Source organism: Streptomyces sp. NPDC059900 (assembly GCF_050270335.1).
Classification (GTDB): Bacteria; Actinomycetota; Actinomycetes; order Streptomycetales; family Streptomycetaceae; genus Streptomyces.
The window spans coordinates 1-15,752 of sequence record NZ_JBNNJZ010000155.1 but is presented as its reverse complement, the minus strand read 5'-3'; the positions used below and the strand labels follow the sequence as shown (position 1 = coordinate 15,752).

Genomic DNA, 15,752 nt, shown 5'->3' with positions numbered 1-15,752 from the left:
GGTATCGCGAAGGCGAGGCTCAGCGCCATCGACGCCAGGATCTGGATCACCGGGCGCGAGTCGACCGCCACGAAGGCCGTCTCCGGCTGAAGGCTCGTCGCGTCCAGCATCACGCCGAGCGACAGGATGAGCAGCACGCCGCAGACGATGCCCACGACGAGATAGCAGACCTCCAGGAGGCGGGCCGCCGCCGTGATGTAGTAGCCGGTCAGGCCGTCCTGGACACCGGCGACCAGGGCTCTTCCGGGGATCAGGGCGAAGAGTCCACCCGTGATCACCGCGGAGGCGTTTACCTCCTGGGAGTGCACGAGGCTGAGCGTCACGCCCATCACGGCGGGCGGCATCGCGGCGCCCACGAACTGGTAGAACTCCGGCAGCCCGCGGCCCGCGCACAGCCAGGCGAGACGGTCGCCGAGCATCGCGCCGAACGCGGCGACCAGGAAGACCAGGGCGCCACCGCCGACGAGCACGGACGCGGAGCCCGCGAGGAGCCCGCCGGCGGCCGTGAGGGCCCAGCCGGGGTAGGGGTGGCGGTTACGGCGAATGCCCGCGAGCGTGCGGTAGGCCTCCTCCAGGGAGACCTCGACGTCCGTGTCGCTGATGTCGTCCACCAGCTGGAAGACGGCGGCCAGACGGGTGTAGTCGGTGCCCCGGCGGCGCACCGTCCGCGAGGCCGTGATCGGGTCGTCCACCAGGGACGGCTGGTGCGAGATCGAGAGCAGAGTAAACGTTACTGTCGGCTCGCAGCGGTCCAGGCCGTAGCTGCGGCAGACGGCGAACATCGCCGCCTCCACGTCCTCGGCGCCCTCGCCGCCCGCGAGCAGCAGCTCGCCGATACGCAGCGTCAGGTCGAGCACGCGGGGCACGGCGGGCCCGGTTTCGTCCTCGTGCCGCTGGGTGGCCTCCGGAGTGGGCCGCTCGGCCACGGGCATGCGCAGCATCGTGCGCATCTGGTCCTGCCAGGGCGTCTCCTTGGTGAGTTTCACCAGAGGTATGCCCTGCGGGGGAGTGAAGGCGGGCGGCGCGTTGCGGGCGCTGTACGTGTTCGGCGTGGTGAACGCCGACTTCTCGGTCTCCTGGGTGGTCGAGGAGTTCGGCAGCGACGCGAGGTTCGGCAGACCGGTCGGGATCGCGAACTCGGACGTCGTCTGCGACTCGTCCTCGGGTGCCGGTGGCTGCGGCAGCACGCCGGTGGGCTGAGTGAATGCACTCCGTGCCTCGTCCGACTGCGGTTTGCGGTCTTCGGCCTCCTGGTCAGCCACTTTCACTGCCTCGCTCCCACATACATACGTACCTTGTGCACCTCCAGTACGAACAGTATGCGCACAGATACGCGAACGGGCCGCGCGGTCTGTGTGAAGATCGCGCGGCCCGTCAGCGTCGGATACGGGGCACTCAGTGGCCCTGCGCCTCCGCACGCTTGTACGACTTCTCGATCTCGGCCTCGGCGTCCGCGCGGCCGACCCAGTCGGCGCCCTCGACGGACTTGCCGGGCTCCAGGTCCTTGTAGACCTCGAAGAAGTGCTGGATCTCCAGGCGGTCGAACTCGGAGACGTGGTGGATGTCGCGCAGGTGCTCCACGCGGGGGTCCGACGCCGGGACGCAGAGCAGCTTGTCGTCGCCGCCCGCCTCGTCGGTCATCCGGAACATGCCGATCGCGCGGCACTTGATGAGGCAGCCCGGGAAGGTCGGCTCGTCCAGGATGACGAGGGCGTCCAGCGGGTCACCGTCCTCGCCGAGGGTGTTCTCGACGAAGCCGTAGTCCGCGGGGTAGCTGGTCGACGTGAAGAGGCGACGGTCCAAGCGGATCCGGCCGGTCTCGTGGTCCACCTCGTACTTGTTCCGCGAACCCTTCGGAATCTCGATGGTGACGTCGAACTCCACGGGTGGCTCCTCCATGATCAGCACATACTTCGGGTGGTTAAGTGTCCCTCACGCAGATGTGTGATCGCGAAAGGGGCTGGTCGTCGTGCCTGAGCTCAAGCCTTGGCAGCAGACCCGGCAGCACGTCGGAAAGTTGCTGCGGCAGCTTCCCGAGCTCTCGGCTCCCAAGATCCCTGCCGCCCTCAAGAATCCTGCGAAACTCAAGACCTGGCAGCTCACGGCGGGTGCCGCCACCGTCGGAATCGCGATCGCGGCCGGTGCGGCGGCCGCGGCCGGCCCCTGGGACTCCTCCGGTCAGCGTACGGCCGAGCGGGACTGGGCGGCTGCTCAGGAGGCCGGGGGTGGCACAGATCACGGCGGCGGCGCGTCCGGCGGGGCGCCGGATGCCGCCCCGAGCGCCCCTTCCGTGCTCAGGGGGCTCGGCGTGCCCGCGGGGGCGCCGCACGGCGGCTCCGCGCCCGTTCCGGACACCAAGGCGCTCGCTGGCGTCCTCGATCCCCTCCTGAAGGACAAGGCTCTCGGGCCCGAGCGCTCGGCGGTCGTCATCGACGCGGGCAGCGGGCGGCGGGTCTACGGCAAGGGCGGCGGGGATGCCCTGACGCCCGCGTCGACCACCAAGATCGCCACGGCTGTCGCGGCGCTGACCTCGGCGGGGGCCGACCACCGCATCGCCACGAAGACGGTCGTCGAGCCGGACTCGAACGACGTCGTCCTGGTGGGCGGCGGCGACCCCACGCTCACCGCCCGCAAGGACGGCCCCTACTCGAAGAGCGCCGCGAGCCTGCGCGACCTGGCGAAGGGCACCGCGCGCGCCCTCAAGGACCGCGGCACGCAGAAGGTGTCCCTGTCGTACGACACCTCGCTGTACTCGGGGGAGCAGCAGCACCCCATCGGCCCGAACGAGAACCTCACCCTGGTCAGCGCGCTGATGGCCGACGAGGGCCGCCTCGACGACTCCTCCAGCGGCCCCGCGCCGCGCTCGGGCGACCCGGCGGCGGACGCGGCGAAGAAGTTCGCGGGCTTCCTGGAGGACGAGGGGATCGGCATCGAGGCGAAGGGAGAGGGGAAGGGCGACAAGGGCGACACGGGCGACAAGGACAAGAAGGGCGAGGGCGGCAAGAAGGACGCGAACCCGGAGCCGGGGCCTTCCGCGGCCACCGACCGCGCGGAGTCCCTCGCCAAGGTGGAGTCGCCGCCGCTGTCCGCCCTCGTCGAGCGGATGCTGACGCACAGCGACAACGACATCGCCGAGGCGCTGGCCCGCCAGACCGCGCTCGCCTCGAAGGAGCCGGTGAGCTTCGACGGCGCGGGCCGGGCGATCGACGCCCAGCTCAAGAAGGCGCAGGTGCCGCTCGGCGGGACGAAGTTCGCCGACGGGAGCGGCCTGGACCGGGCCGACCGCAGCTCCGCCGAGCTGCTCGCCGCGCTCCTCGCCCGCGCCGCCGACCCCGCCCACCCCGAACTGCGCTCGGTGGTGACGGGCCTGCCCGTGGCGGGCTTCACCGGAACCCTGGTCGACCGCTACCCCAAGGACTCGCCGGGCACCGGCGTCGTACGCGCCAAGACCGGCACCCTGACCGGCGTGAACACCCTGGCGGGCACGGTCGTCGACACGGACGGCCGACTCCTGGTCTTCGCCTTCATGACCACGGGCACCACGGACCCCAAGGCGGCGCAGTCGGCCCTGGACAAAATGGCCTCAGCAGTAGCAAAGTGCGGCTGCCGCTGACCCCGAAGACTCCCCACTGCTCCTTACGAGACTGCTCCTTACGAGCCCGCCCCCGAGGCCCGCTGCGTCCAACCCGCGTCCCACGGGCCCATTGGGTCCCTCAGGCACCTGCAGACCCGGAGTAGGGCAATCTCGGGGGGCCAACCCCGTCCGTGAGCGGCGCCGACCGCGTGGGGTCGGACCCCCTACGGGCCCGGAGTAGGGCAATCTCGGGGGTCAACCCCCTCCGTAGGTGGGGTCGAGCACGTACCGTTGACGCATGACGAGCATCGGTGGTGCGGAGATGGTCGACTGGAATCTCGCGGTGGCGACCGCGACCCGGCTCGTCCGGCCGGGTCCAGAAGTGAGCCGGGACGAGGCAAGGGCCATCGTCGCCGAGCTCAGGAAGCATGCGAAGTCCTCGGAGGAGCACGTCCGTTCCTTCACCCGGATGGGCACGGACGACGTTCACGACACCCCGGTGCTCGTCGTCGACCGGGCGGGGTGGATCAAGGCGAACGTCGCCGGTTTCCGGGAGATCCTCAAGCCCCTCCTGGACAAGATGCAGGACCGCCGCAGCGGCCCCGGCGGCGCGATGCTCGGCGCGGTCGGCGGCAAGGTGACCGGCGTCGAGCTGGGCATGCTGCTCTCCTTCCTCGCCTCGCGCGTCCTCGGGCAGTACGAGACCTTCGCCCCGGCCACCCGCGACCTCCCGGCAGGGGAGGGCGGCGGCGGCAGGCTCCTGCTCGTGGCGCCGAACATCGTGCACGTGGAGCGCGAACTCGACGTGGACCCCCATGACTTCAGGCTCTGGGTCTGCCTGCACGAGGAGACGCACCGCACCCAGTTCTCGGCCGTGCCCTGGCTGCGCGACCACCTCGAAGGCGAGATCCAGGCGTTCCTCTCGGAGACCGAAGTCGACCCGATGACGGTCCTGGAGCGCATCAGGGAGACGGCCCAGTCGCTGGCCGGCGGCCGCCCCGAGGCCGAGGAGGACGACGGGGGCCGCTCCCTCGTGGAGCTGGTGCAGACCCCCGCCCAGCGCGAGATCCTCGCCCGCCTCACGGCCGTCATGTCGCTCCTCGAAGGCCACGCGGACTTCGTGATGGACGGAGTGGGCCCCGACGTGGTGCCCTCCGTCGGCGAGATCCGGGAGAAGTTCAAGGAGCGCAGGGCGCGCGGCGCGAGCCGCCTCGACCAGGCACTGCGCAAGCTGCTCGGCCTGGACGCGAAATTGCGCCAATACCGCGACGGCGAGCGCTTCGTGCGCGCCGTCGTCGGCGAGGTCGGAATGGACGGATTCAACCGCGTATGGACTTCGCCGAACACACTGCCCACCAAGTCGGAGATCGCCAAACCGGCGGACTGGGTCGCGCGGGTGCACCGTAAGGGGGAGTGAGCGCAGTAAAGGAGCGAGTTGCGGCCGACGGCAGGGGAACGCCTCCCCAATCACCCGTCCGAGGGACCGTGAGCCATGGGTGAGCGTGCAATGCTCGGGGAACGGCTCGGCTCTGTCACCATCGACACACTCTGAGTGACTAATCTCATGGGATCTGTCTGAGGCCCGATCTCCCGAGAGTGGTCCTGAGTGACAGGTCCGAGGCTCACCCCCGAACTTCATGAAGGGAACCGGACATGGGTCCCCATCCTGCGGTCGCGGCGATACGCCTGGCGGTCCGCCGCGTACTCCACGACGTACTGACCGACGTACAGCGCACCGACGCCCAGCGCGCCGATCTACGGCGCCCCGAAGCACAGCGCACCCCCGAGCACGTTCCCCCGAGCCCTGCTCACCCCCAGCCTCCACGCGAGCCGGCCGCGTCGCCACTCGTGCTCGTCGCGTGCTCCGGCGGCGCCGACTCCATGGCGCTCGCCTCCGCCCTCGCCTTCGAGGCCCCCAAACTCGGCATCCGCGCCGGCGCCGTCACCGTCGACCACCGACTGCAGGACGGGTCCGATCTGCGCGCCGCCGAGGTCGTCTCGCGGCTCACCGCGCTCGGCCTCGACCCGATCGAGTCCGTCGCCGTCGACGTCGGGCGGGACGGCGGCCCCGAAGCCGCGGCCCGCGACGCGAGGTATGCCGCGCTCGACGCCATGGCCGACCGGCACGGCGCAGCCGCGATCCTGCTCGGCCACACCCGCGACGACCAGGCGGAGACCGTCCTGCTCGGTCTCGCCCGCGGCTCCGGCATCCGTTCCCTGTCCGGAATGGCCGCCGTCTCCGGCGGACCGGGCGCCGACCGCCGCTACCGCCGCCCCTTCCTGCACATCGACCGGCAGACGGCCCGCAAGGCCTGCATGGTCCAGTCGCTGCCCGTCTGGGACGACCCGCACAACACCGACCCCGCCTACACGCGCTCCCGGCTGCGGCACGAAGGTCTGCCCGCCCTGGAGAAGGCGCTCGGCAAGGGAGTCGTGGAAGCACTCGCCCGTACGGCCCAGTTGTCCCGGGATGACGCCGACGCCCTGGACCACTGGGCCGCGCAGGCGGAAGCCTCCGTGCGCGACGCCGCCGGACTCCTCGAATGCGCCAAGCTCTACGCCCTGCCGCCCGCCGTACGGCGCCGGATCGTGCGCCGCGCCGCCATCGACGCGGGCGCCCCGGCCGGTGCGCTGTTCGCCCGGCACCTCGAAGAGGTCGACCGCCTGATCACGGGCTGGCGCGGCCAGGGAGCCATCAATCTCCCGGGCAAAGTCGTCGCTCAGCGCCAGGGTGGCAGACTGGTGATCCGGCAAGGCTGTTGACCGAGGGGCCCCCGGGCTCTGCACAGCCGGTGTGACGGACGACCGAAAGTGATGCGGGTGGACGCGAAAGACATGGGCACCGATCTTCAGTCGGTGCTCATCACCAAGGAAGAGATCGACGCGAAGCTGGCTGAGCTGGCGGCGAAGATCGACGCGGAGTACGCGGGCAAGGACCTGCTGATCGTCGGCGTGCTCAAGGGCGCGGTGATGGTCATGGCGGACCTCGCGCGTGCGCTGTCCACCCCGCTCACCATGGACTGGATGGCCGTGTCGTCGTACGGCGCGGGCACCCAGTCCTCCGGGGTCGTGCGGATCCTGAAGGACCTGGACACCGACATCAAGGGCAAGCACGTCCTGATCGTCGAGGACATCATCGACTCCGGTCTGACGCTGTCCTGGCTGCTCTCCAACCTCGGCTCGCGCGAGCCCGCGTCGCTGAAGGTGTGCACGCTCCTTCGCAAGCCCGAGGCGGCCAAGGTCGCGATCGACGTGGAGTGGGTCGGCTTCGACATCCCGAACGAGTTCGTGATCGGGTACGGCCTGGACTACGCGGAGAAGTACCGCAACCTGCCGTTCGTCGGCACCCTCGCTCCGCACGTCTACGGCGGCTGATCACCGGCCTTCCCGGCCAACTCGGCTGAGGCGGCCGGGAACCCTCACCCGTTTCCCCGCGTTGGAGCATGCGAAGACGGGTTTGTCAGCCGTCCCGTGCGACTTCGGGTGACAATGCTGGGGTACCGTCCGAAGAACAGCCTTTATCAAACTCACTATGGCAGGAGGGACGGGGCGTCATCGCTCCGTATGGATGGACGTGAAGCGATACTTCCGTGGGCCAGTCATGTGGATCGTGCTGGCCGTCCTTGCCGTGGTCGTGTTGATGCAGGTCGTCGGTTCGTCCGGTGGCTACAAGACGGTGGACACCGGCCAGGTTGTGCAGGCGATCAACGACGACAAGGTCGAATCCGCCAAGCTCACCACCGGTGACGAGTCGACCATCAAGGTCGAGCTCAAGGACGGCCAGAAGGTCAAGGACAGCAGCAAGATCCAGGCGAGCTACATCGGCAACCAGGGTGTCGACATCGCCAAGACCTTGCAGGACAAGTACCAGGACAAGAAGATCCCGGACGGTTATACCGTCTCGCCGTCGAAGCAGAACCCGTTCGTCGGCATCCTGCTTTCCCTGCTCCCCTTCGTACTGATCGTCGTCGTCTTCCTGTTCCTGATGAATCAGATGCAGGGCGGCGGCTCCCGGGTCATGCAGTTCGGGAAGTCCAAGGCCAAGCTGATCACCAAGGACACTCCGAAGACGACGTTCTCGGACGTGGCCGGGTCGGACGAGGCCGTAGAGGAACTCCACGAGATCAAGGAGTTCCTCCAGGAGCCGGCGAAGTTCCAGGCCGTCGGAGCCAAGATCCCCAAGGGCGTGCTCCTCTACGGGCCTCCCGGTACGGGCAAGACGCTGCTCGCGCGCGCCGTCGCGGGCGAGGCCGGCGTCCCCTTCTACTCGATCTCCGGTTCCGACTTCGTCGAGATGTTCGTCGGTGTCGGTGCCTCCCGTGTGCGTGACCTCTTCGAGCAGGCCAAGGCGAACGCCCCGGCGATCGTCTTCGTCGACGAGATCGACGCCGTCGGCCGCCACCGCGGCGCCGGCATGGGCGGCGGTCACGACGAGCGCGAGCAGACGCTGAACCAGCTGCTCGTCGAGATGGACGGCTTCGACGTGAAGGGCGGCGTCATCCTGATCGCCGCCACGAACCGCCCCGACATCCTCGACCCGGCGCTCCTTCGCCCCGGCCGTTTCGACCGCCAGATCGCGGTGGACCGTCCGGACATGCAGGGCCGTCTGGAGATTCTCAAGGTTCACCAGAAGGGCAAGCCGGTCGCCCCGGACGTGGACCTGGGCGCGGTCGCGCGGCGTACGCCGGGCTTCACCGGCGCCGACCTGTCGAACGTGCTGAACGAAGCGGCGCTCCTCACGGCGCGCGGCGACCGGAAGCTGATCGACAACCACTCGCTCGACGAGGCGATCGACCGTGTCGTGGCCGGTCCGCAGAAGCGGACCCGGATCATGTCCGACAAGGAAAAGAAGATCACCGCGTATCACGAGGGCGGTCACGCCCTGGTCGCGGCGGCCTCTCCGAACTCGGACCCGGTCCACAAGATCACGATCCTGTCGCGCGGCCGGGCCCTCGGTTACACGATGGTCCTGCCGGACGAGGACAAGTACTCCACCACGCGCAACGAAATGCTCGACCAGCTGGCGTACATGCTGGGCGGGCGCGCGGCCGAGGAGCTCGTCTTCCACGACCCGACGACGGGCGCGGCGAACGACATCGAGAAGGCCACCGCGACCGCACGTGCCATGGTCACGCAGTACGGCATGACCGAGCGGCTCGGCGCGATCAAGTTCGGCGGTGACAACACCGAGCCGTTCCTGGGCCGCGAGATGGGTCACCCGCGCGACTACTCCGAAGAAGTCGCCGCGCTGGTCGACGAAGAGGTCAAGAAGCTCATCGAGACCGCGCACAACGAGGCCTGGGAGATCCTCGTCGAGAACCGCGACGTTCTCGACAACCTGGTCCTCCAGCTCCTCGAGAAGGAGACGCTCAACAAGGAGCAGATCGCCGAGGTCTTCGCAGGCATCGTGAAGCGTCCGGCCCGCCCGGCGTGGACCGGTTCCTCGCGGCGCACGCCCTCGACCCGCCCGCCGGTGCTCTCCCCCCGGGAGCTGTCGCTGACGAACGGTGCGAACGGCGCCACGCCCGCGGTGACCGCAGGCCCGACGGAGACCCCCGTCGACGTGACGAAGGAAGATCGCCCCGAGAGCTGATCCCCGGAGCTGATCCCCGGCGTCTCAGCAGGCCCGGAATGGAAGCTGCGCCCCCCTGGTTCTAGCCTGGGGGGCGCAGTTTTTTCGTACGCACAGCCGCGCTGATGCGTGGAACGCTAGGAACGAGGCACACATGACCGATCCCGTGACGCTGGACGGCGAGGGCACGATCGGCGTGTTCGACGAGAAGCGGGCCGAGAACGCCGTGCGCGAGCTGTTGATCGCGGTGGGCGAGGACCCGGACCGCGAGGGCCTGCGGGAGACTCCCGGCCGCGTGGCCCGCGCGTACAAGGAGATATTCGGCGGTCTGTGGCTCAAGCCCGAGGACGTCCTGACGACGACGTTCGACCTCGGGCACGACGAGATGGTCCTGGTGAAGGACATCGAGGTGCAGAGCTCCTGCGAGCACCACCTGGTGCCGTTCCACGGCGTCGCGCACGTCGGCTACATCCCGTCCTCCGACGGCAAGATCACCGGCCTGTCCAAGCTCGCCCGCCTCGTGGACGTGTACGCGCGCCGTCCGCAGGTCCAGGAGCGGCTGACCACGCAGATCGCGGACTCCCTTATGGAGATCCTGGAGCCGCGCGGCGTCATCGTCGTCGTCGAGTGCGAGCACATGTGCATGACCATGCGCGGGGTGCGCAAGCCGGGCGCCAAGACGATCACGTCGGCGGTGCGGGGACAGCTCCGTGACCCCGCGACGCGCAACGAGGCGATGAGCCTGATCATGGCGCGCTGACGCTTCGCTGGATGTGCGGTGACGCTTCGCTGGAGATGCGGGGTGTATCTGCGGGCCGGTGGGGGCCGGTCGCGCAGTTCCCCGCGCCCCTTACGGGGCGGGCCGGCATTAGGCCGCTGCGGCCGTTCCGCCGTTCTCCTCCTCGTCCTCCGGGAGCCTGCAGACCCGCTCCAGGAAGAAGGCGGCCGCTATCACCGCGATGCCCGCAAGGACCGAGAGACCGGCGTAGATCGCCTGGTCGCGGCGGGACGGGACGTCCAGATACTCCAGGAGGAAGGCGCCCGTGCCGCCGTACATCCCGGCGACGAGGGCGGCGACCAGGGCGCTCGCCTGACCGAAGACGACGGCACGCGCGGCCATCATCGGCTCGACGCCCTTGGCTCCGGGGCGCCGCTCACGCTGGGCGCGCAGCCGGGCGCGCAGCGAGAGCGCCGTGGCCAGGAGCACCGCAGCGATCACCGCGAGCACGATGGGCGCGGCCAGCGGGACCCGCGGCAGCGTGCCCACGGAGTCCCACAGCCGGGCGCCCGCCCAGGACAGCACTCCGGCCACCACGAAGACGCCGGCCAGTGTCCTGATGCGCAGCTGCTCCACGGATGACCCTTCGTCGCCTTCGTCGTCTGACGGACCCGCTCGTCGTCATGCGGGTCCGTTAGACCCTAACGACTATTCCGGCAGCCGGAGTTCCAGGTCGACACGGGGCGCGACGCCGTCCCGGGTGACCTTGGCCAGCAGGTCCGTGACCGCGCCGCGTCCCGCGAGCTGTGCCTCGGGCTCCACGTCGTGCCAGGGGGCGAGGACGAAGGCGCGCTCGTGCGCACGCGGGTGGGGGAGCGTGAGGACCGGGTCGTCGGAGACGACGTCCGCGTACGCCACGATGTCGACGTCGATCGTGCGGGCGGCCCAGCGCTCGTCCCGTACGCGGTGGAAGGCCTCCTCGATGGCGTGCGCCCGCTCCAGGAGCGAGGAGGGCGGCAGGGTCGTCTTCACCACGACGACCGCGTTGAAGTACGACGGCTGGGTGCCCGGCTCGACGCCCCAGGGCTCCGTCTCGTACACGGGAGAGACGGCCTTGACGCGCAGGCCGGGGGTGTCCTCCAGGGCGTCGATGGCGCCCTGCAGCGTCTCCAGGCGGTTGCCGAGATTGCTGCCGAGGGAGATCACGGCGCGTTTGGGGTTGGAGAGCGTGGTGTCGGCTGCGTCGACCTGCTGCACCACGGCGGTGGGCACCGGCTGGACGGTCGGGTCGCTCTGCCCTTGCGTGGAAAACGCGGTCATACTCGGCTCCGGGTGATGGTGACGGTCACGTCGTCGAAGGGCACGGTGATCGGGGCGTCCGGTTTGTGGACGCACACCTCGACCTCCAGGACTCCGTCGTGCTTGAGACACGTCTGGGCGATGCGCTCGGCAAGCGTCTCGATGAGGTCGACGGGATCGCCCTCGACGGCGGCCACGACCTCCTCGGCCACGATGCCGTAGTGCACGGTCTTCGCCAGGTCGTCGTCGGCGGCGGCCGCACGGGTGTCCAGGCCAATTACCAGGTCCACGATGAAGGTCTGGCCCTCTTCGCGTTCCCGCGGAAAGACACCGTGGTGCCCACGGGCCTTGAGGCCGCGCAGCGCGACACGATCCACGCGAATCACTCCTGCAATCGTCGGTATCGGCAGGCCTGTACCGAGTGCGGTCGGCACACCAGCCTCGATCGAATCTACCTGCGCGCACTGACAGTCTTTGCCCGCGGGGGCTCCTGCAACCGCCCCTACCCACTCAGGAGGGTGACTCCTCGCCCTCTTCGTCGTCGGTTTCGGCGAGTACGGGTGAGGCGTGGTGTGACCAGAGCTTCCATCCGTCCACTGTGCGCCGGAACACATTGGTGGCGACCACGAGCTGGCCGACGAGCGGGCCCAGTTCACCGCCGCCCTCGGGGGGCGGGCCGCCGCTGAGGATGTTCTCCGTGCAGGTCACCAGAGCGGTGTCGCCGGCCACACCGACGTGCACGTCGGTCAGGAAGAACTGGATGTACTCGGTGTTCGCCATGATCAGGGCGTACGACCTGAGGACCTCGCCGCGGCCCGTGAGGACCGGCCAGCCGGGGTGGACGCAGGAGATCGCGGCCTCGTCGCCGTCCTGCGCGGCGTCCTCGTCGTCCCGGCTGCCGGGACCGTCGGAACCGTCGGGATCGGCGGGATCGTCGTGTTCATCCGGTTCCGGAGTCGCGTCCCCGTCCATCCAGAGGTCGGAGACCTCGTCGAAGTCGCCGCGCTCCAGCGCTTCGTAGAAGGCCGTGTTGGCCGCCTCGACCTGCTGCGCGTCGGTCCTGGCCCCGGTCACTGAGAACCGCCCGCCGCGCTCGTCACGGCGTGTGCGACACGGACGGCGTCGGCGGTGGCCCGCACCTCGTGCACACGGACCGCCCAGGCGCCCTGGTGGGCGGCGATGGCGGAGACGGCGGCGGTGGCAGCGTCGCGCTCGCGGGCCGGCGGCGGCGCGCCCTCGGGGCCCGCCAGGACACGGCCCAGGAACCGCTTGCGGGACGCGGCGACCAGGATCGGGTGGCCGAGCTCACGGAGACGGTCGAGGCCGCCGAGGAGCGCCAGGTCGTGCTCGACGTCCTTGGAGAAGCCGAGGCCCGGGTCGACGACGATGCGCTCGGGGGCGATGCCGCCCTCGATGGCGGCCGCCACGCGCGCGTGGAGCTCGTCGACGACCTCGCGGACCACGTCCTCGTAGACGGGCTTGGCGTGGATGTCGGTGAGGAAGCCGCGCCAGTGCATCACCACGAAGGGCGCCCCGGCGGCGGCGACCGCGGGGACCATGCGCGCGTCGGCGAGACCGCCGCTGACGTCGTTGACCAGGGCGGCGCCCGCGGCGAGCGCCTGCTCGGCGACGGTGGCGCGCATCGTGTCCACGGAGACCGTCACGCCCTCGGCGGCGAGTCCGCGCACCACGGGGACCACGCGCCGCAGCTCCTCGTCCTCGTCCACGCGCGAGGCGCCGGGACGGGTCGACTCACCGCCCACGTCGACCAGGTCGGCCCCTTGCGCGACCAGGTCGATGCCGTGCTTGACGGCGGCCGTGGTGTCGAACCAGCGGCCCCCGTCGGAGAAGGAGTCCGGGGTCACGTTCACGACCCCCATGACCGCGCAGCGGCCCCATTCCGGCAGTCCCTCGACCGTTCCCCGCCCGCGCAACGTACTCATGCCTCCAGCCTAGGCCCGTGCGGCCGGGCTCTATGCCGCCCGGACCTCGTGCTCCGCCGTGCGGTGGGGGCAGGGGCGGCGCTGCGCGCTCCCCCGGCGCAGGAAGCGGGGTGGCGCGAGCGTGACGAAGCCCTCGGCCTGCATGGCCGCGAAGCCGATGCGGGGGAGCTCCTTGGAGGAGCGGTAGACGACGAAGCGGGGCTCCCAGCGGGGGCGGAACTTCGCGTTGAACTTGTACAGGGACTCGATCTGGAACCAGCGGGACAGGAAGACGAGCAGTCCGCGCCAGGCACGGAGCACCGGCCCCGCGCCGATCTTCTCGCCACGGGCGAGTGCCGCGCGGAACATCGCGAAGTTGAGGGACACGCGCGCGATGCCGAGCTTCGGGGCGGCCTGGAGGGCGGCCACGATGAGCAGCTCGTTCATGCCGGGGTCGGCGGCGCGGTCGCGGCGCATGAGGTCCAGGGAGACGCCGTCCGCGCCCCAGGGCACGAAGTGGAGGACGGCTTTGAGGTCTCCGTAGGGGCCCGGTTCGTCGTCGGCCTTGTGTGCCGTGGCGATCAGACAGTCGCCGTCGTCCGGGTCGCCGATGCGGCCGAGCGCCATGGAGAAGCCGCGTTCGGTGTCGGTGCCGCGCCAGTCCTCGGCGGCGCGCTGTATCCGCTCCAGCTCGCGCTCACCGAGGTCACGCACGCGCCGTACGCGGGTCTCGTAGCCACCGCGCTCGATCCGCTTGACCATCTGGCGTACGTTGCGCATCGCACGCCCGGACAGGGAGAAATCCGCGACATCCACCACCGCCTCGTCGCCCAGTTCGAGGGCGTCGAGGCCGGTCTCGCGGGTCCAGACCTCGCCGCCGGTCTCGGAGCAGCCCATGACGGCGGGCGTCCAGGAGTGGGCTTTCGCCTCGTCCATGAAGCGCTCGATCGCGCCGGGCCAGGCCTCCACGTCGCCGATGGGGTCGCCGCTCGCGAGCATCACTCCGGAGACCACGCGGTAGGTGACCGCCGCCTTGCCGCTGGGGGAGAAGACGGCGCCCTTGTCGCGGCGGAGCGCGAAGTGGCCGAGCGAGTCGCGGGCGCCGTGCTTGTCGAGCAGGGCGCGCAGCTTCGCCTCGTCGTCCTCGGTGAGGCGCGCGGCCGGGTGTTCGGGGCGGAAGGCCAGGTAGATGGTGGTGACGGCGGTGAGCAGGCCGAGGGCGCCCAGCGAGCAGGCGACCGTCCAGGACGTCCGCCCGTAGTAGTCGACCGGGCCTTCGAGGCCGAACAGGCCGTACAGGACGTGGGCGAGGCGGTCGGTGATGCTCGGGTCCCCGACGACCCTGTGCGGATGGACGCTGACGATCAGCAGGCCGAGGAGGATGGAACCGGCGCCCAGGAGCACGAAGTTGGCCAGGGCCCGCCAGCGGCTGCGCGGGTCGGGCAGCGCGGCGAACTCACGCCGGTGGCGCAGCAGAAGCGCGAGGAGCGCGAGCGAGATCAGTACGCCGATGACCGAGTGCCGGTAGGCGAACTGCGCCACGGCGCCGACCGGCAGCAGCACCACGGCGGCCCGCCAGGCCCGCCGCTTGTGGCGGCGCAGACCGTGCGCGAGCAGCAGCAGGAGAACGCCGATACTGAGTGCGAGCGCGGCGGCGAAGGGGCCGAGCGCGCCGGGCAGGACCTCGGCGATGGCGTGCATGCGGCTCTTGCGGAAGCGCGGGAAGACACCGGCCGCGATGTTCAGCAGGCCCACGAGGGCGCAGGCGCGGGCGACGATGGCCGGCACGGCCTCGGGGCGGGGTCCGTGGAGCAGTCTGCCGAGTCTGCCGTCGCGGAGCCCGCCGGTACGGCGCCGACCATCGGGGCCACTGCCCTCGCGGTCCGGAACCCCACCCGACATTTCGGCATCTATCCTGACAGACATCGCATCCCGTGGTTCTGCGAGAGAGCTTGAATCCGGCACCAATACGGCATCCGGCGACATTGCGCCCTCTAGGACGGTCCTTCCGGGAATCGGGTTCACTCCCGACCGGAAAACCGCAGGAAAAAGAACGACGGAACAGGCAGAAAGCGCAGGCAGGACACCCCATGGGTCTGACGGGCAAAGCGGTTCTCGCGGTGGCGGTGCTCCTCGCCGTCGCGCTGTTCATCGGCACCATCTGGCTCTGGCCGCGGCTGGCCGGGCGCTCCTGGCGGGCCGTCACCGGCCGGGTCGGCCTGCTCGTCGCCACGCAGCTGGCGATCTTCGCCTCGGTCGGTCTCGCCGCCAACCAGGCCTTCGGCTTCTACGCCACCTGGGCGGATCTCTTCGGCCAGGAGACGAGCCCCGGTGTCGTCGTCGACCACGATCCCGCCAGGGGCGGGACCCCGGTCGAGCTGCGCAGCACCCGGTCGGTGAACGTGCCGGGCGGCGACCGGCCCTCGATCGGCGGCCAGATCCAGAAGGTCGTCGTCAGCGGCAAGGAGTCGGACATAGCGAGCCCCGCGTACGTCTATCTGCCGCCCGAGTACTTCCAGCCGCGGTTCAAGAAGCGCACGTTCCCCGTGTCCGTGGTCCTCACCGGCTACCCCGGCACCGCCGAGGCCCTGATCAAGGGCCTGCACTACCCGCAGACCGTCCATCAGCAGGCCAAGCGGGACCTGATGCAGCCGATGATCCTGGTCA

14 protein-coding genes and 1 pseudogene are annotated in these 15,752 nt (G+C 70.2%); 7 read left to right on the top strand and 8 right to left on the bottom strand.

Annotated elements, in window-relative coordinates:
- Both ACQKIP_RS21185 and ACQKIP_RS21180 read right to left on the bottom strand, forming a co-directional pair.
- On the bottom strand, positions 1–1,262 hold a 1,262-nt coding region (locus ACQKIP_RS21185), incomplete at its 3' end, for a threonine/serine ThrE exporter family protein (protein ID WP_427743765.1).
- Positions 1,263–1,395: 133 nt separating this feature from the next.
- On the bottom strand, positions 1,396–1,884 hold the full coding sequence (locus ACQKIP_RS21180) for an inorganic diphosphatase (RefSeq protein ID WP_135330561.1): 489 nt from the start codon (positions 1,882–1,884) through the stop codon (positions 1,396–1,398).
- 85 nt (positions 1,885–1,969) lie between these two features.
- Between ACQKIP_RS21180 and dacB the strand changes: the two genes are divergently transcribed.
- The 6 genes from dacB to folE all read left to right on the top strand — a co-directional run bounded on the left by dacB (position 1,970) and on the right by folE (position 9,906).
- Entirely contained in the window at positions 1,970–3,613 is a 1,644-nt protein-coding gene (dacB, locus tag ACQKIP_RS21175) for a D-alanyl-D-alanine carboxypeptidase/D-alanyl-D-alanine endopeptidase (protein ID WP_365858867.1), read from the top strand.
- Positions 3,614–3,872: 259 nt separating this feature from the next.
- On the top strand, positions 3,873–4,991 hold the full coding sequence (locus ACQKIP_RS21170) for a zinc-dependent metalloprotease (protein ID WP_365858865.1): 1,119 nt from the start codon (positions 3,873–3,875) through the stop codon (positions 4,989–4,991).
- Positions 4,992–5,227: 236 nt separating this feature from the next.
- A complete protein-coding gene (tilS, locus tag ACQKIP_RS21165) occupies positions 5,228–6,337 on the top strand; it encodes a tRNA lysidine(34) synthetase TilS (protein WP_365858863.1) in 1,110 nt (369 codons plus the stop codon).
- Positions 6,338–6,388: 51 nt separating this feature from the next.
- On the top strand, positions 6,389–6,949 hold the full coding sequence (gene hpt, locus ACQKIP_RS21160) for a hypoxanthine phosphoribosyltransferase (RefSeq protein WP_135330538.1): 561 nt from the start codon (positions 6,389–6,391) through the stop codon (positions 6,947–6,949).
- A 193-nt stretch (positions 6,950–7,142) separates the two neighbouring features.
- Positions 7,143–9,167: an ATP-dependent zinc metalloprotease FtsH gene (gene ftsH, locus ACQKIP_RS21155; protein WP_365858860.1), complete on the top strand. Its 2,025-nt coding sequence runs from the start codon at positions 7,143–7,145 to the stop codon at positions 9,165–9,167.
- Positions 9,168–9,300: 133 nt separating this feature from the next.
- Positions 9,301–9,906: a GTP cyclohydrolase I FolE gene (folE, locus tag ACQKIP_RS21150; protein ID WP_361191067.1), complete on the top strand. Its 606-nt coding sequence runs from the start codon at positions 9,301–9,303 to the stop codon at positions 9,904–9,906.
- Positions 9,907–10,014: 108 nt separating this feature from the next.
- Here folE and ACQKIP_RS21145 read toward each other — a convergent pair whose 3' ends face one another.
- The 6 genes from ACQKIP_RS21145 to ACQKIP_RS21120 form a co-directional block, all read right to left on the bottom strand.
- Positions 10,015–10,500, bottom strand: coding sequence for a DUF3180 domain-containing protein (locus ACQKIP_RS21145; protein ID WP_365858857.1), 486 nt, complete (start codon positions 10,498–10,500; stop codon positions 10,015–10,017).
- 72 nt (positions 10,501–10,572) lie between these two features.
- Positions 10,573–11,184: a 2-amino-4-hydroxy-6-hydroxymethyldihydropteridine diphosphokinase gene (gene folK, locus ACQKIP_RS21140; RefSeq protein ID WP_365858855.1), complete on the bottom strand. Its 612-nt coding sequence runs from the start codon at positions 11,182–11,184 to the stop codon at positions 10,573–10,575.
- A complete protein-coding gene (gene folB / locus ACQKIP_RS21135; RefSeq protein WP_361191074.1) occupies positions 11,181–11,540 on the bottom strand; it encodes a dihydroneopterin aldolase in 360 nt (119 codons plus the stop codon). Before folB ends, folK begins: the two co-directional genes overlap by 4 nt.
- 133 nt (positions 11,541–11,673) lie before the next feature.
- A complete protein-coding gene (locus tag ACQKIP_RS21130; RefSeq protein WP_365858852.1) occupies positions 11,674–12,237 on the bottom strand; it encodes a nuclear transport factor 2 family protein in 564 nt (187 codons plus the stop codon).
- Entirely contained in the window at positions 12,234–13,106 is an 873-nt protein-coding gene (folP, locus tag ACQKIP_RS21125) for a dihydropteroate synthase (protein WP_365858850.1), read from the bottom strand. The genes ACQKIP_RS21130 and folP overlap by 4 nt, the downstream gene beginning before the upstream one ends.
- Before the next feature lie 30 nt (positions 13,107–13,136).
- On the bottom strand, positions 13,137–14,987 hold the full coding sequence (locus ACQKIP_RS21120; protein WP_427743760.1) for a phosphatidylglycerol lysyltransferase domain-containing protein: 1,851 nt from the start codon (positions 14,985–14,987) through the stop codon (positions 13,137–13,139).
- Between the two features lie 188 nt (positions 14,988–15,175).
- Between ACQKIP_RS21120 and ACQKIP_RS21115 the strand changes: the two are divergent.
- A pseudogene (locus tag ACQKIP_RS21115) lies at positions 15,176–15,752 on the top strand (esterase); the annotation flags it as partial.

Excerpts from the sequence above, each read along its gene's own strand:
- ACQKIP_RS21170 (WP_365858865.1), top strand. The coding sequence starts at position 3,873 with ATGACGAGCATCGGTGGTGCGGAGATGGTCGACTGGAATCTCGCGGTG.
- tilS (WP_365858863.1), top strand. The coding sequence starts at position 5,228 with ATGGGTCCCCATCCTGCGGTCGCGGCGATACGCCTGGCGGTCCGCCGC.
- hpt (WP_135330538.1), top strand. The coding sequence starts at position 6,389 with ATGCGGGTGGACGCGAAAGACATGGGCACCGATCTTCAGTCGGTGCTC.
- ftsH (WP_365858860.1), top strand. The coding sequence starts at position 7,143 with ATGGACGTGAAGCGATACTTCCGTGGGCCAGTCATGTGGATCGTGCTG.
- folE (WP_361191067.1), top strand. The coding sequence starts at position 9,301 with ATGACCGATCCCGTGACGCTGGACGGCGAGGGCACGATCGGCGTGTTC.
- folK (WP_365858855.1), bottom strand. The coding sequence starts at position 11,184 with ATGACCGCGTTTTCCACGCAAGGGCAGAGCGACCCGACCGTCCAGCCG.
- folP (WP_365858850.1), bottom strand. The coding sequence starts at position 13,106 with ATGAGTACGTTGCGCGGGCGGGGAACGGTCGAGGGACTGCCGGAATGG.
- ACQKIP_RS21120 (WP_427743760.1), bottom strand. The coding sequence starts at position 14,987 with ATGTCGGGTGGGGTTCCGGACCGCGAGGGCAGTGGCCCCGATGGTCGG.